Origin of the sequence: Noviherbaspirillum saxi (genome assembly GCF_003591035.1) — a bacterium.
In the GTDB taxonomy this organism is placed as follows: Bacteria; Pseudomonadota; Gammaproteobacteria; order Burkholderiales; family Burkholderiaceae_D; genus Noviherbaspirillum; species Noviherbaspirillum saxi.
Genome location: NZ_QYUO01000002.1, coordinates 1,449,349 through 1,465,123 on the forward strand (window position 1 = coordinate 1,449,349; position 15,775 = coordinate 1,465,123).

At 58.5% G+C, this 15,775-nt stretch carries 14 protein-coding genes; 6 read left to right on the top strand and 8 right to left on the bottom strand.

Annotated features, from left to right (window positions below):
* Positions 1-8: 8 nt before the first annotated feature.
* Together D3871_RS22320 and D3871_RS22325 are read left to right on the top strand one after the other, a co-directional pair.
* Entirely contained in the window at positions 9-929 is a 921-nt protein-coding gene (locus D3871_RS22320; RefSeq protein ID WP_119771220.1) for a YihY/virulence factor BrkB family protein, read from the top strand.
* Positions 926-1,759, top strand: a complete 834-nt coding sequence (locus D3871_RS22325) for an aldo/keto reductase (RefSeq protein WP_119771221.1) — start codon at positions 926-928, stop codon at positions 1,757-1,759. The genes D3871_RS22320 and D3871_RS22325 overlap by 4 nt, the downstream gene beginning before the upstream one ends.
* A 42-nt stretch (positions 1,760-1,801) precedes the next feature.
* Here D3871_RS22325 and D3871_RS22330 read toward each other — a convergent pair whose 3' ends face one another.
* The 3 genes from D3871_RS22330 to D3871_RS22340 form a co-directional block, all read right to left on the bottom strand.
* The gene (locus tag D3871_RS22330; protein ID WP_119771222.1) at positions 1,802-2,062 is read right to left on the bottom strand and encodes a hypothetical protein; all 261 of its coding nucleotides are present in this window, start codon (positions 2,060-2,062) and stop codon (positions 1,802-1,804) included.
* An 86-nt stretch (positions 2,063-2,148) separates the two neighbouring features.
* Positions 2,149-4,104 (bottom strand): acetoacetate--CoA ligase, encoded by a 1,956-nt coding sequence (locus D3871_RS22335; protein WP_199724892.1) that lies wholly within the window; start codon positions 4,102-4,104, stop codon positions 2,149-2,151.
* 54 nt (positions 4,105-4,158) lie between these two features.
* Complete coding sequence (locus D3871_RS22340; protein WP_119771224.1) at positions 4,159-5,379, bottom strand: MFS transporter; 1,221 nt, start codon at positions 5,377-5,379, stop codon at positions 4,159-4,161.
* 273 nt (positions 5,380-5,652) lie between these two features.
* Here D3871_RS22340 and D3871_RS22345 point away from each other — a divergent pair, with 273 nt between their 5' ends.
* Complete coding sequence (locus D3871_RS22345; protein WP_119771225.1) at positions 5,653-6,423, top strand: 4'-phosphopantetheinyl transferase family protein; 771 nt, start codon at positions 5,653-5,655, stop codon at positions 6,421-6,423.
* Between the two features lie 46 nt (positions 6,424-6,469).
* Here the strand turns inward: D3871_RS22345 and D3871_RS22350 are convergent, their stop codons facing one another.
* The 5 genes from D3871_RS22350 to D3871_RS22370 form a co-directional block, all read right to left on the bottom strand.
* A complete protein-coding gene (locus tag D3871_RS22350; protein ID WP_119771226.1) occupies positions 6,470-7,744 on the bottom strand; it encodes a branched-chain amino acid ABC transporter substrate-binding protein in 1,275 nt (424 codons plus the stop codon).
* Between the two features lie 142 nt (positions 7,745-7,886).
* Complete coding sequence (ribA, locus tag D3871_RS22355) at positions 7,887-8,528, bottom strand: GTP cyclohydrolase II (RefSeq protein WP_119771227.1); 642 nt, start codon at positions 8,526-8,528, stop codon at positions 7,887-7,889.
* A gap of 75 nt (positions 8,529-8,603) precedes the next feature.
* Positions 8,604-9,500 carry a pirin family protein gene (locus tag D3871_RS22360; protein ID WP_119771228.1) on the bottom strand — a complete coding sequence of 299 codons (897 nt, stop codon included), beginning with the start codon at positions 9,498-9,500 and terminating at the stop codon, positions 8,604-8,606.
* A gap of 158 nt (positions 9,501-9,658) precedes the next feature.
* Positions 9,659-10,537, bottom strand: a complete 879-nt coding sequence (locus D3871_RS22365; RefSeq protein ID WP_119771229.1) for a pirin family protein — start codon at positions 10,535-10,537, stop codon at positions 9,659-9,661.
* A 106-nt stretch (positions 10,538-10,643) separates the two neighbouring features.
* Positions 10,644-11,264: an FMN-dependent NADH-azoreductase gene (locus D3871_RS22370; RefSeq protein WP_119771230.1), complete on the bottom strand. Its 621-nt coding sequence runs from the start codon at positions 11,262-11,264 to the stop codon at positions 10,644-10,646.
* A 104-nt stretch (positions 11,265-11,368) separates the two neighbouring features.
* Here D3871_RS22370 and D3871_RS22375 point away from each other — a divergent pair, with 104 nt between their 5' ends.
* The 3 genes from D3871_RS22375 to D3871_RS22385 all read left to right on the top strand — a co-directional run bounded on the left by D3871_RS22375 (position 11,369) and on the right by D3871_RS22385 (position 15,758).
* Entirely contained in the window at positions 11,369-12,283 is a 915-nt protein-coding gene (locus D3871_RS22375) for a LysR family transcriptional regulator (RefSeq protein WP_119771231.1), read from the top strand.
* Positions 12,284-12,386: 103 nt separating this feature from the next.
* Positions 12,387-13,526, top strand: a complete 1,140-nt coding sequence (locus D3871_RS22380; protein ID WP_119771232.1) for an NAD(P)/FAD-dependent oxidoreductase — start codon at positions 12,387-12,389, stop codon at positions 13,524-13,526.
* A 396-nt stretch (positions 13,527-13,922) separates the two neighbouring features.
* Positions 13,923-15,758 carry a putative bifunctional diguanylate cyclase/phosphodiesterase gene (locus tag D3871_RS22385; protein ID WP_119771233.1) on the top strand — a complete coding sequence of 612 codons (1,836 nt, stop codon included), beginning with the start codon at positions 13,923-13,925 and terminating at the stop codon, positions 15,756-15,758.
* Positions 15,759-15,775 lie beyond the last annotated feature (17 nt).

Sequence of the window (15,775 nt, forward strand, 5' to 3'; positions counted from 1 at the left end):
GTCCGGGCATGATCAAACGAAAGAACCGGCGGCTGCACGGCTTTCGCGGTGTCAGTCCTGTGCTTGTTATCAAGAAGGCAGGCAAAGAATTTCTTGACGACGACATGACCACGTATGCGTCCGCCCTTTCCTATCAGGTCTTGTTCTCGATTTTTCCTTTCATTATTTTCCTGATCGCCTTGCTTGGGTTTCTCCATCTGTCGAGCTTTTTCGACTGGCTGCGGGGGAATGCGCAACTGTTCCTGCCGCAGGAAGCGATGGGACCGGTCAACCAGGTAATCGAGGAGTTGCAGCAGCAGAAATCCGGCGTTCTCTCGCTCGGTGTCGTTGTCGCACTATGGTCCGCATCGGCCGCTGTGCGCGCAACCATCAATGCATTGAATGTCGCCTACGATGTCCGCGAAACGCGCCCCGCATGGAAGTTGTATCCACTGTCACTGATCTATACCGTGGGATTTGCCGCCCTGCTGATTGCAGCGGCCGCCCTAATGACGATCGGTCCGCAAGCGATGCAGTGGATCGCGGTCCAGTTCCGGATAGAGCAATTGTTCGTGACGCTATGGGCGGTCCTGCGCTGGCCAATTGCCCTGCTGCTGCTGACGCTGTCGGTCGCCGTGATCTATCACGTAGCGCCCAATGTCAGGCAACGCTTCCATTTCATCACCCCGGGCGCGGTGCTCGCCATCCTGTTCTGGATCGCCACATCCCTCGGCTTCAATTTCTACGTGAGCAACTTTGCCAATTACAGTGCCACCTACGGCAGCATCGGGACCATCATCGTCTTGCTGCTTTTCTTCTTCATCTCTGCCTCTGCCCTGCTGTTTGGAGCTGAAGTCAATGCAGTGATCGAACAACATGCGCCGCAGGCGGAAACACCGGATGGACAATCATTGAGCGAAGCCACTGAGCCGGAGCACAAAAAGCCATGAGAACCACGACGCTGCCGATGGGCGAGCCGGTCCCCATTCTCGGGCAGGGAACCTGGAAAATGGGAGAAAGCAAACGCCGGCGCAGCGATGAAATCGCTGCCTTGCAGGCGGGGATCGATATCGGCATGACTTTGATCGATACCGCAGAAATGTATGGCGACGGCATCACCGAAGAACTGATCGGTGATGCGATTGCCGGCCGACGTGCCGACATTTTTTTGATCAGCAAGGTGCTGCCGCATCATGCAACACGCCGCGGCACCGTTGCTGCCTGTGAAGCCAGCCTCAGGCGGCTGAAGATCGATTGCCTCGACCTGTATCTGTTGCACTGGCGCGGACAGGTCCCGCTGGCAGACACGCTGGAAGGATTCGATCAACTTGCCAGGGATGGAAAGATTCGTCATTGGGGAGTCAGCAATTTCGATGTCGCCGACATGGAAGAGTTGGCGGGCGTCGCAGGAGATCGGCAACCTGCTGTCAATCAGGTTCTGTACAACCTTACGCGACGCGGTATCGAACACGATCTCGTGCCATGGTGCAAGCAGCGCGGCATTCCGGTCATGGCCTATTCGCCTGTGGAGCAGGGAATGCTGCTTGCATCGCCGCCGGTCCAGCGGATAGCGGATCGCCATCGTGCCACACCGGCTCAGGTAGCGCTTGCGTGGGTGCTGCGATGTCCGGGAATGATTGCCATTCCCAAGGCAGGCTTGGAAAAGCATGTGAAGGAGAACCGCGCCGCGCTCGATCTCGTGCTCGACCGGGAAGATCTCGATGCGCTGGATCAGGCGTTTCCGCCACCTCGGTCGGCACAGCCTCTTGAAATAATTTAGCTTAGCTTTAGCTTAGCTGATGAGGTGTGTAGAGATACGAACTTAAGCCAGCATGGCGTCCACCATCGCATATCCCTTCTTGAATCCCGCTTCCACCGCCGCTTCGGCGGAAGGATAGCCGGCCTCGACTCCTTCGTCACCGGATTGCGCGCTCACTTCGCTCGCCGAACCCGAATCGTCTCCACGCTCGGCGACACGAACGCTATAGTCCCAGGACGTCTTGTTCTTGTTGCGCGGCAAAGGCGATACATGCACCTCGATGCCGCGATACTCCTCGGTATGCCAATCCTGCTGTTGTGCCATGGTAGTCGTGCCGGTCTGAATATGATAACGATCGTAGCGCCGGCACGTTCACCGGCAATTGAGAAATCTCACGCGTCGCCCCAATGCTAAGCCTTCTCCGCAGCACGAGTACGCGCAAACTCGACGAAGTAAGCAAGGCTGCCCGGATTGCTCATGGCATCCGGGTTCGCCACTTCATCCACAGCCATCCCGAGCAATAGCTTCTTGACCGGCAGTTCCATCTTTTTGCCGGTCAGCGTGCGCGGAATCTCGGTCACGGCGAATACTTCGTTCGGCACATGCCGCGCCGAGAGCGCGGTGCGTACGTTGTCGCCGATCGCACGCACCAGCGATGCATCCAGCGTTACGCCCGGACGCAGCACCACGAATAGCGGCATATAGGATTCGCGTCCGAGATATTCGAGGTCGACCACGAGGCTATCGATGATCTCGGGCATACCCTCCACTACGCGATAGATTTCGCTAGTACCCATGCGTACGCCATGGCGATTGATCGTCGTATCGGAGCGGCCGTAGATGATGGCGCCGCCGCGCGGCGTAATGCGCAGCCAGTCGCCGTGCCGCCACCAACCCGGATAGGTATCGAAATAACTGTCGTGATAGCGTCTGCCTTCCGGGTCGTTCCAGAAATACAGCGGCATCGAAGGCATGGGCTTGGTGACGACCAGTTCTCCCACTTCATCTACCAGCGGCTTGCCCTGTTCGTCCATTGCATATACCGCAATGCCAAGGCAGCGGCACTGCATTTCACCCGCATACAGCGGCAGGATCGGACAGCCGCCGACGAAGGATGCAGCAACGTCGGTGCCCCCGCTGATCGATGCGAGCAGGATGTCGGAACCCAGTTGCTCGTAGATCCAGTTGAACGCATCGGCCGATAAAGGCGATCCGGTCGAGCCTACGGTGTGAAGCCGATGCAGGTCGGCGAGCTTGCCCGGGGCGATGCCGGCTTTCATGCAATTGGCATAGTAGGCGGCACCGGCGCCGAACACGGTCAGCTGCGCTTCTTCGGCAAACTTCCAGAGCGTGCCGAGATCGGGGTAACCGGGATTGCCGTCGTAGACCGCAATGGTTGCGCCGACCAGCAGGCCGGTCACCTGCGAATTCCACATGATCCATCCGGTCGTCGAAAACCACATGAAGCGATCGTCTTCACCGATATCGCTTTGCAGTGCATGGCCCTTCAAGGCTTCGATCAGTGTCCCGCCCTGACCATGCACGATGGGCTTAGGCATGCCTGTCGTTCCCGACGAATACACGACCCATAAGGGATGATCGAACGGCAGCTGTTCGAAATGCGGTGTGCTGTCGGCGGCCAGCAGTTCACTCCAATTGCGGGCGCCGGCAACGCTTGCATCGGAACGCAGGTAAGGCAGCAGCACGACATGTTCCAGCGTCGGCAGCGCTTGTACCAGGCCTGCAACCACATCGCGCCGGTCGAAATCCTTACCGCCGTAGCGATAGCCATCCACGGCGAACAGCACCTTGGGCGCGATCTGGCCGAAACGGTCCAGTACGCTGGGCGTTCCCATGTCGGGCGAGCAGCTTGACCATACCGCGCCTATGCTGGCGCATGCATAAAAAGCGATTACCGTTTCCGGCACGTTCGGCATATAGGAAACCACCCGGTCGCCCGGCTGCACTCCCATCGCACGCAATGCATTGGCTACCGACCCGATTTGCCGGCGCATCTCGTTCCAGGAAATGCTGACCGTCTCGCGCGCCTCGGATTTGCCGATGATCGCGGCTTGATCCCCATCGTCGGCATGGAAACGGAACAACTGCTCGGTAATGTTCAGCCTCGCACCGTCGAACCATTTTGCGCCTGGCATCTTGTAACTATCGAGGACGCTTGTATAAGGCGTCGAATGACGCATGTCGAAGTATTGCCACAACGACTCCCAGAACGCTTCGATATGCCCGACCGACCACTGCCACAACTCCTGATACCCATCGAAGCTCAGCTGCCTGGTCTGTCGCAGCCACTGCATATAGTCGTGCATGCGGCTCTCTGCGATACGTTCGGGAGTGGGAGTCCACAATGGTAAAGGATTGTTGTCTGCCAATTTATCGTCTCCGTGATTGTCGGTTGTCCGCTAACTTGCCGGTTTATTCTTGAGCTTGCTGCTGAAACTTATCGCGACGGCCAGCACGCCGAGCGCGCCGGCGATCATGATATTGCGCGTGCCGATGCGCTCGACCAGTGCACCGGCGATGCCGACGCCGATCGACTGTCCAATGAAAAAGGAGGCGGCAAACGCCGACACTGCCGCACCACGCCGCTCGGGTGCCATCTGGGTGGCATTGATCTGCAAGGTATTGTGCAGCATGTAAAAGCCCAGCCCGGCGATAAAACATCCAATGATCGCCCACCACCAGACCGGCGCCAGCCCGATGCCGGTCAAGGCGACAACAATCAGAATCCCGCCCCAGCGCGACAGACCTGCTTCTCCCATCCGCTGCACCAGCAACCGGGACAGCACTGCAAACACAAAGCCGCCAAGGCCGAACAGCATCACCAGCGAGCCGGATGCGGTCAGCGATAATCCAAAGGTGTGGTGGACATGCGACGCGATAAATGCAAAGGCACCGTACAGAAAAGCACCTTCCAGAAATACGGTCAGCAATATGCGGCGTGCCCACGGCTTTTTCCCTATCTCGCGAAATTCATTCACCATGCGCGATATCGCCGCACCCTGCGCGCGATGCAGCTGGCGCGCATGTTCAGGCAGGCTACCGTTCAGGTAGAGCAAGGCCACACCGACGACGAGAAATATGCCGACGACAAGGAAGAAAGGCAGCCGCCAGTTCTGCGCATCGGCCGCCACACCGCCCGCGAGTACGCCGGCGGCAAGTCCCAATATCTGTCCTATCAAAAAGCGTGCAAGGACCGGTTGCCGGTCCTGATAAGGAATCACATCGCCTATCCATGCCATCGACAGGGGAATGATCGCCGCCGCGGTTGCACCAGCCAGCAGGCGCGCCGTCAGCAGCGATACAAAACCTGGGGCCAATCCACACAACGCGGCCGTCAACGCGCACGCCAGAGAAGCACAGGCAACGATGAAATATTTTCCATAGCGGTCTCCGAGCGGTCCGAACAGCAACTGCGACACGCCATAAGAAATCGAAAACACCGTAATGACGAGCGATGCATCGCCCAGCGATACACCGAATTCCTGCCCGAGTTGCGGCAGCATCGGGTCGGTCACCCGCAGCGAAATTCCGCTGCCGAACGCGGCCAGCGACAATAGGGGCACGGCGGCACGGGGAATCGCGGGTTTTGCAAGGGATGTAGTCTCGCTGGGCTGCTTCATGAATGGAATTCGGATCAGATAAACGCGTCCGGCACGCTACCGCGCATCGGCACGCGCACGGACGACCTCGGCAGCGGGAGAGCCTGCGTTGAATGCTTCATTCTAGAGTGAAATTGCCGGACGCGTATTGGGCAGGGTCCGAGTTCCAGCATCAATACACAGCAGCACTCATGCCTGCCTGCTCCAAGGTCAATTGCGCATGCGCAAAGCAGTGCCCGAAAGCCCCGATCTGCCGTATGATTGTCTTTCCTGTTTTCCTGGATATATTTGGCAATGCCGGCTGCTATTTCTGTGCTGCTCGATCCCCGCGATGTGCAGGTGCGCGCGGACGACCCGTTCCGTCTGGATTTTCCGGCCCTGACCGATCATCATGCGATCTGCATCGGCCTGACGATGGAACCGCGTCACCACGACATGCTGCGCGCATTTGCGCTGCGCCATACCCTGGCCGACGAACACGCTCGCGCAGAACGATTCGCACGGCCGGAAGACGGCCTGCGCAATCTGATCGGACGCGCACTGTTGCGCAAGGTCGCATCGCACTATGGCGGCATGGACCCGGCCCAAATCATCCGCAGCAACACCTGGGGCAAACCGGAACTGGAAGGCTGCAGTACCGGTTGCAATATCAGCCACACCGGCAACCAGGTCTGGGTTGCGGTATCCAGGCATGCACATGTCGGCATCGATATCGAATCCGCGATCGCACCTCAGGAGATACGGGATCTCGCAGCCGGCTTTCATCCTGATGAAGTGGCGGCCCTGCGCAAGATGCAGGATTCGCGCAATGCAACGATGCGTTGCTGGAGTCGCAAGGAAGCGGTGTCCAAGGCAACCGGGCTTGGCGTATCGCTGCCATTGCGTGCATATGCAGTGGACTGCGAAGTGCGCCCTTCGTCCTGGCTGCGGGTGGCTCCCCCGAAGACTTCGCGCAATGATTGGACCACCGTTGACCTGCCGGTAGGCAAAGATTATGTCGCCGCGCTTGCGATCGAAGGTCCGGTGTCGAAGGTCGATATATTAAAGCTCAAGTTGATGCCATAAGTCGCTCACGCGTGCATAACTGCATGCGTGAGCAAATGCGAGGTGTTTACGAAGGCCGCTTCATCTTGCAGCTGGTGGCAAGCGCAGTCTGCGACAGCGGCAGATAGCGTTCGGTTTTGAATCCGTATCCGCTGCCTTCATTGTCAAACCGTACCGATCCATCCGCAGTCTTGCGCATCACCGATACATAGAGCGGCTGCAGCAGCTGGTGATCGTCGGCACGCATGGTCGCTTCATGGAAGGCATTCCTGAAGCGGGCGCCTTCCAGTGCGCGCGCCACGGCTGCCGCTTCCGTGCTGCCGGCCTTTTCAATTGCCGATGCCAGCATCTCTATCATCAGGTGCATGCGCAGATGCACGTAATCGTCTTCGGGTTGCGGATAGCGTTGCCGGAATGCCTGGTAATACGCATCGCTGGGAGAATTGCTCACGCCCTGGCCAGTATTTGGATGCCATTCGGCCACCGCGCGCACACGTCCAACGCCCGCTTCGCCGATTGCGGCTGGCGCGCCCAGCCCGTTACCGTAAAACGTGTAGAACTTCACATTGAGTCCGCCCTCCTTTGCCGCCTTGACCAGCAAGGTAAGATCATTGCCCCAGTTGCCGGTGATAACGGTATCGGCACCGCTGGCGCGGATCTTCGCAATGTACGGTGTGAAATCCTTGATCTTGCCTATCGGGTGCAATTCATCGCCGACGATGGCGATATCCGGGCGCTTGCTGCCCAGTTGGGCACGCGCAGAGCGGGCAAGCTGCTGGCCAAAGCTGTAGTCTTGTCCGATCAGATAGACGCGATGCGAACTTGCATCGTCCTTGATGACTTCGGTCAAGGCATGCATGCGCATGTCGGCATGCGCATCGAATCGAAAATGCCAGAAACTGCATTTATCGTTGGTGAGCGTGGGATCGACCGCGGAATAGTTCAGAAACAGCAGCCGCTGTTGCGGTGTGCGTTGGTTATGTTTTTCAATGCCATCGATCAGGGCCGCAGCGACGGCTGAGCTATTGCCCTGCACCACAAAGCCGATGCGCTGATCGGTCACTTGCCGCAGCGCGATCAACGATTCTTCAACCGCCTGCTTGTTGTCGAAGGTGGCCAACGCGAGCGGACGAGCACCCTCGGGCAGGCGGACGCCCCCCTTCGCATTGATGCGGTCAATCGCATATTGCAGGTTGCGAACCACTGCCTGGCCGGCATTGGCGAAAGGACCGGATAGACCATCGATCATGCCGATGCGGATCGGTTCGGCGGCTTGCGCGGCACCGGCGATGCCGAGCAAGGCAGCCAGCACGCAAGAAGAAATGCGGGAAGTTTGGAACATGAATGAAATGTCTGTTGAAGCAGGCCCGTCAACATCGCGCAGAAGCGCGCATTGTCGGAAGCCGCAAGATCGTCACCGGTGACCGGAACGATAGCCGGTGACGATCATGCAAAAAAGAAAAAAGCGGCAGGCCCGGACGAGATTATTCAAAGTCCAGCATATGCCCGAGCTTTTCCTGCTTGGTACGCAGGTAGCCGATATTGTGCTGCGTATGTACGGTCAGAACCGGAATTCGCTCGGCAACCTTGACGCCATAGTCGGCCAGCTTTTTCATCTTGCGCGGATTGTTGGTCATCAGGCGTATCGAACGCACGCCGAGATCGCCGAGAATATGCGCGGCCACCTCGTAATCGCGAATATCGACCGGCAGGCCGAGGTCGAGATTGGCCTCGACGGTGTCGCGCCCCTGGTCCTGCAGTTGATAGGCCTTGATCTTGTTGGCCAAACCAATTCCCCGTCCCTCATGGCCGCGCAGATAGACCACCACGCCCTGCCCTGCTTCCGCAATGCGCGCCAGCGCAGCATCGAGCTGTTCGCCGCAATCGCAACGCATCGAACCGAAAATGTCGCCGGTCAGGCATTCCGAATGCACGCGCACCAGCACGCCTTCCTGATCCTTGAGTTCTCCCTTGACCATTGCCACATGTTCGACGGTTTCACCGATCGGCTGGTACACATGGATGCGGAATTCCCCATGCTTGGTCGGTAAAAGCGAGGATGCGACATGGTCGAAAATCTTGTCGGAGCCGGCCGTCGCCGTTGCTTGCTCTCCGTTGTTATTCATACTGTAATGTCCTAGTCGTAATAATCGGACAGGCAGCCGGCGTCTACCGCAGGCTGCATCAATCCGCCCCGCAGTTTAACTGAAAGCCTCCGGCGGTTTGGGTTCGTCCGGCAAGGGAATCCACTCGGTCTCGTCCGGGACCTGGCCGAATTCCTGCGCACGCCACCTTTCCTTGGCTTGCTGTATCGCTTCCTTGCTGCTGGAGACGAAATTCCACCAGATAAAGCGGTCGCCATCCATCGGTTGCCCGCCCAGCAGCATGAGACGCGTCTGCGTGTCAGCCTCTATTGTAGTTTCTTGTGCGTCGGTAAGCACGGCCATGTGCTTTTCGGCAAGCTCGGCGCCGTTGATGCGGATGCTGCCGTCGACCAGATAGACCGCGCGTTGCGGGTATTCCGCCGGCAGGCTCAGGCGGGCGCCGGCTTTCATCTCGACTGCGGCATAAAACATGTCCGAAAAGGTCGTGGCCGGCGCGGTGTGGCCGAATGCGCGGCCGGCGACAAGACGCAAGCTGACGCCGGGGAATTCGACCTGGGGCAAGGATGCTGCCGGATGGTGTTCGAACGCGGGGGCCGTATTTTCATGTGATTTTGGCAATGCGACCCAGATCTGGATGCCTTGCAGGGTACCGCCGCTCTCACGCAGCGGATCGGGCGAACGCTCGGAATGCGCAATGCCGCTGCCGGCCGTCATCCAGTTGACATCGCCGGGGCGGATTTCCTGGATCGTCCCTAGCGAATCACGGTGCAGGATCGCGCCTTCAAACAGGTAAGTCACTGTCGCCAGGCCGATATGCGGATGCGGCCGGACATCGAGCCCGGTGCCCGGCGCGAATGCCGCCGGTCCCATGTGGTCGAAAAAAATGAATGGCCCGACCATCTTGTGCGGATGGCTGGGCAACAGGCGACGAACCTTGAATCCGTCGCCCAGGTCCTTGAGATGCGGTTTAACCAGGGTAAAAGGCGTGTTCATGGGCAGACATTCCTCGCTGTGGTGGTATCCCGGCCATTATCCGCTTAACCCGGACAATTCACCGGGGCGCAGGATGACGGTGCTCAAGTTGCGAGGCAGTTTGCGTTCCCGCGCCGGCCAACGGCAAAATCGAGGGCCGGTCCGGCGAGTTGTCCGGATTACGCCGTCTGCGTAAATTTGCCGCTCTGGAAGTCGGTGATCGCCTGTTCGACTTCCTCGACCGTATTCATCACGAAAGGTCCGTACTGCACGACAGGCTCACGTAGCGGCCGTCCGGCCAGCAAAAGAAATCGCGCGCCGCCGGCATCGGCGTGCACTTCCACCTGTTCGCCCGGCGACAGGAATCCTGCGCTCTGCGACTTCAACGGACGCGGTGCATCGTCCGACCCGACCTTGACGCTGCCTTCGAACACGTACAGAAAGGCGTTATGCCCGCCGTCGACCGGATGGGAAAAGACCGCGCCCGCCGGCAATTCGACGTCGAAATACAAGGGCGCGGTGGTCAAGCCCTGGATCGGGCCGTCGACGGTCGCGCCATCGATTTCCAGCGTTCCGGCAATGACCTTGACCCGTCCGCCACCCGGCAATGCCGCCACCGGAATCTCGGCAGCGGGGATGTCGCGGTAGCCGGCCGGCTTCATCTTTTCCTTTGCCGGCAAATTGATCCACAGCTGGAAGCCGCGCATGCGGCCTTCTTCCTGCTGCGGCATTTCCGAGTGAACGATGCCGCGTCCCGCAGTCATCCACTGCACGCTGCCGCTCATCAGTTCGCCGACATTGCCGAGATGGTCTTCATGCCGCATATGACCGTCCAGCATATAGGTGACGGTTTCAAAGCCGCGATGCGGATGCGCGGGGAAGCCGGCAAGGTAATCGCCCGGATTTTCGGAGGAGAATTCGTCGAGCATCAGGAAAGGGTCGAGGCGCGTCGCCTGCCCCTGCCCGAGCGTGCGGCGCAATTTGACGCCGGCGCCGTCGGAAGTGGCAAGACCTTCGATCACGCGTTGCAGGGTTCGGGAGGAGACAGTGGTAGTCATGGCAGTTTCTTTCTTGATTGTCCGCCTGCCGGCTACGACTGCTGCGGCAGCTGGGCGAATACGTTGTTGACATCGGCGGAGGCAGGCCTGCCTCCGCCCGCAAACTTCAGGCGGCGGCCCGCAGCGGAGCAGCCAGTTGGCGGATTTCGGTTGCGGCATTCGACAGCGCCTGCTGCTTGCCCGCGTCTCCCATTGCCAAACCTTCAGCATAGACAAACTCGACATCGGTCAGGCCGATGAAAGCCAGGAAATCGCGCACATAAGTGGTCTGGCTGTCGCGGGTAGTGCCAGCATACATGCCGCCGCGCGCTGCAAGGACATATACCTTTTTATTGGTCAGCAAGCCGACCGGACCGGTTTCGGTGTAACGGAAAGTGACACCGGCGCGCGCCACATGGTCAAAATAGGCTTTCAGAGTCGAAGGGATGCCAAAGTTGTACATCGGCATTCCGAGCACGATGACGTCAGCACTACGCAGTTCATCGATCAGGCCATCCGAAAAACCGACGACCGCTTGCTGCTCGGCGGTACGATCCTCGGCCTTGGCGAGAAATGCCCCGAAGCGTTCCGCGGTAAGGTGCGGCACCGGATCGGCGGACAGGTCGCGGGTCTTTACTTCCACCTGCGGATTGGCTTCCTTCCAGGCGGCGACAAATTTGTCGGAAAGCTGGCTGGATTGGCCGTGACCGGCAAAAAGGCTGGAGTTAATTTGCAGTAAGGTTGTCATGTCGTTTCTCCTCAGTGGTGGGTGGATGAGTTCATTAAACTATTTATTCAGCCGATAAAAAAGTAGAATAATTAGCGTCAATCTATCTAATCATCCGATTATTTATGGAAAACCAATACATCACCCTAGAGCAATGGCGCACGTTGATTACCGTGGTCGACACCGGCGGCTATGCGCAGGCTGCCGATGTTCTGCATAAAAGCCAGTCGTCCGTGACCTATGCGGTGCAAAAAATCGAATCGCTGCTAGGTGTCAAGGCATTTGAAATCCAGGGTCGCAAGGCGATTCTGACGCCGACCGGTCAATTCCTTTATCGTCGCGCCAGGGCCTTGCTGGAAGATTCAAGCGCTCTGGAGCGGGCGGCGAAACGCTTGTCGGCCGGATGGGAGGCGGAGATCCGGATTGCTGCCGAAGTGATCTTTCCAACCTGGTTGCTGCTCGGCTGTCTCGACAAGCTGGGGATGGAAAGCCCGCATACACGCATCGAACTCATCGAGTCGGTGCTCGGCGGGACCACCGAAGCGCTGCTGAACGGCCAGGTCGATCTGGCCATCGTCGGGCGGGTACCGCCGGGATTTCTCGGCGTGCATCTAATGAGGCTGCGCTTCATACCAGTGACGAGTCCCGGTCATCCTTTGCATCAGCTGGGACGCAAGGTCACGATGGATGATTTGCATGCACACCGGCATATGGTGGTGCGCGAGTCCGGCAGCCGGCGCGACACGCGCATTTCCTCGCTCGAAGTCTCGCAACGCTGGACTGTCAGTCATATCGCGACGTCGATTGAAGCGGTCAGGGCAGGCTACGGCTTTGCCTGGTTTTCGGAAGAAAAGATCTTGAACGAACTGCGCGACGGCAGTCTCAAGCCTCTGCCGATGGGCGACGGTGGCGAACGCTTTACCGACCTATACCTGGTGCTGGCCGATGCCGACAGCGCCGGTCCGGGTACGCGCCGGCTGGCGGAAATCATCCGCACCGGCGTCGAGACGGAGTGCATGCACATTCACGACCTGGAATGAATATCTACCCGCCTGCCCGCATCGTGCTCCGCCGCTGCAGTCGTTTGCCATGCGGAGGATAATCGCGAGGAAAGCAGAAACGACACGCAACAAGGAGCCGAGCATGAGCGCAGCGTCACGGATAAAAGCAGATTACATCATCATCGGAGCAGGCATCGCGGGTGCGTCCATCGCCTACTGGCTCGCACCGCATGCGACCGTTCTGCTACTCGAGCAGGAATCCCAGCCGGGTTATCACAGCACCGGCCGCTCGGCCGCACTCTTCATGGAAAGCTATGGGCCGCCGCAGGTCCGGGCACTCACCTGCGCGAGCCGCGCCTTCCTCGAATCCCCGCCGCCCGGATTTACCGAGCATCGCATCCTGTCGCCGCGCGGGGCGATGATGGTCGCCACCCATGGCCAGGCAGACCTGCTTGATGAACATGACGCGATCGTGCGTTCAGTGTCCGCTCACGCGCAACGCTTGCAGGCGGATCAGGCCTGCGCGCTGGTGCCGGTATTACGGCGCGAGCAAATACTGGGGGCCGTGCACGAACCGGATGCTTCGGATATCGATGTGCATGCGCTCCATCAGGGCTACCTGCGCGGCGCACGTGCGGCCGGTGCCCGTCTGCTGTGCGATGCCGGTGTCACTGCGATGGAACACACGCTTGGTATGTGGCGCGTTGACGCGGGCGCATGGCAGGTCGAAGCACCCGTTGTCGTCAATGCGGCAGGCGCCTGGTGCGATGTGATCGCCGCCCTTGCCGGCGTGGCGCCGATCGGGCTGGTGCCGATGCGGCGCTCGGCGTTTACTTTTGCACCCCCGCCTGGAGTGGATGCATCGCGCTGGCCCATGTTTATCGGTGTGGACGAGTCCTACTATGTCAAACCTGATGCGGGCATGTTGCTCGGCTCGCCGGCCAATGCCGATCCTGTGCATCCACATGACGTACAGGCAGAAGAACTCGATATCGCCATGGCGATCGATCGGATCCAGAGCATTTCGACTCTTGTCATACGGCGTCCCCAGCATGTATGGGCCGGCCTGCGCTCATTTGTCAGCGATGGAAGTTTCGCTGGGGGCTTTGATATCGGCAAACCGGGATTCTTTTGGGCTGCCGGGCAAGGCGGCTACGGGATTCAATCTTCTGCCGCAGCGGGCCAGTTGTATGCAGCATTGCTTCGTGGAATTGACGTGCCGAACCAGCTCGCAGCCTTCGGTGTTGACGCGACGCAACTCAGTCCCGCACGCCTGCGATGATTCATAAGAGAAACTTTATTGCAAATGTAAAAACTAAAGTTTCTCGTATGAATTAAATTGGGCGGCAATATTTTCCCTGGTTCAAATACTTGCCGTATTTAACGATTTTTCTAGATGAAATCGGGAACATTGCACATCTTCCTTCTTCTAAAGATACCTGCTGTCCAGTCGCACGGAAACGTTTATTCAGTGAAATTTCCGCGCGAGAAAATCTGGTAGCGCCGATACCCGATCCACTTCACGCTGGAAGCACTTACGCTGTTTCACCGCCTGATGCCGAAGTCACTCCGGACGGATATTGCAGCGTTATCGCTGGCCGTCCTCAACATCGACGGCCTGGACGAACGATTTTCAACAGAGACCGCCCAAATGCCGCGGCTCCCAGCGAGATAAAAAGTGCGCAAACCAAAAATACTGCTAGTAAACGATCACCCTGCCAGCCTGCTCGCCCTCAAAACTCTTCTCGTCAATTCGCCTCAGGGGGACGAATATGACTTGATCACTGCCACGTCCGGCGCGGAAGCGCTGCGTGCGGTATTGGATCATGAATTCGCCGTCATTTTGCTCGACGTCAGCATGCCGGGGATGGATGGCTTTGAAACTGCAGAGACCATTCATTCGCATCCGCGTTCGTCATCCGTGCCCATCATCTTCATTACCGCGCACTATGCGGATGAAATGAATCGCCTCAAAGGTTACCTGCATGGCGCCGCTGACTATCTGATCAGTCCGGTCATTCCGCAGATTCTGCAAAGCAAGATATCGGTCTTCATCGAATTGTCGCGCAAAAATCTTGAACTCGAAGCGCAAAAGGAAGAACTGGCAATGATGAACCGCGACCTTCAGGTGCAACAAATGCAGGACCTCAAGAAGATCAATGCCGCCCTGGAATCCGAGATCATCGAACGCCGGCAGGCCGAAGAGCGTGCACATGAACTCGCCACACGCGATCCGCTGACCGGCTTGATGAACCGGCGTTCGCTGACCGATCGTCTTGAACATGCAATTGCCGTCTCGGCGCGTCATGGTCAACGCCTGGCCTTGCTGTTTCTCGATCTCGACAAATTCAAGAGCATCAATGATGCGCTCGGCCATGACGCGGGAGACGATCTGTTGCTGCAGGTTGCGGACCGCATTTCGGACTCGGTGCGCGAATCGGATATCGTCGCGCGCCTGGGCGGTGACGAATTTGTCGTGCTGATGGAAGCGCTGCCTTCCTATGCATCGGCCGCCGAAGTCGGCAGAAAAATCGTTAACTCGATCGAACATTCCTTCCATATCGGCACGCAAAATATCAAGACCTCGGCAAGCGTCGGCATTGCACTTTATCCGCAGGATGGCAATACCATGCATTCGCTGATGCGCAGCGCCGATCTTGCGATGTACCATGCAAAGCAGGAACAGCGCGGCAGCATTCAGTTCTTTCATGAAGAACTGAATGTACGCATGCTCGAACGTTCGCGGCTGGAACATGAACTGCAGCATGCACTCGAAAACGACGAATTCGAACTTTATTATCAGCCCAAGGTGGAAGCGCGCACCGGCCGCATCGCCGGCGTGGAAGCCTTGTTGCGCTGGCATCATCCACGCCTCGGATTGCTCAGCGGCGGAGAGTTCATCAGCGCGGCGGCCGATACCGGACAATTGGTGACGATAGGCGAATGGGTGATTGGCGCCGCCTGTGCGCAGTCGCGTTTGTGGCGCGATTCGGGGATGGATTTTCCGACGCTGCCGATTGCGGTCAATGTCGCGATACCTCAAATCTATGCCGACCTGCCGGAAGTCATCGAACGCCAGTTGCGCAAGCATGGCGTTCCGCCGTCCAGCCTGCAGTTGGAAATCACCGAATCGCTGGTGATCCGCGATGTGGAAAAAGCGACCTCCGTACTGAAGGAAATCAGCGAGAGCGGTATCACGATTGCCATCGACGACTTCGGTACCGGCTATTCGTCGCTGTCGGTACTGAAAGCCTTGCCGATCGATATCCTCAAGATCGATCAATCCTTTGTTCGCGATCTGGGCAAGGACCTCGGCGACCATGCGATCGTGGAAGCCATCGTCAACATGGCGCGCGCTCTTGCCCTGCGTGTCGTCGCTGAAGGCGTCGAAACCCATGAACAACTGACCATCCTGCGCGAACTCGGCTGCGACGAACACCAGGGCTATTACTACAGCCGCCCGCTCCCGGCGCAAGATTTCACCGCGCAGATGCTGCACATCAATGCCGCCTGATCCCCCTGATTCGCCCC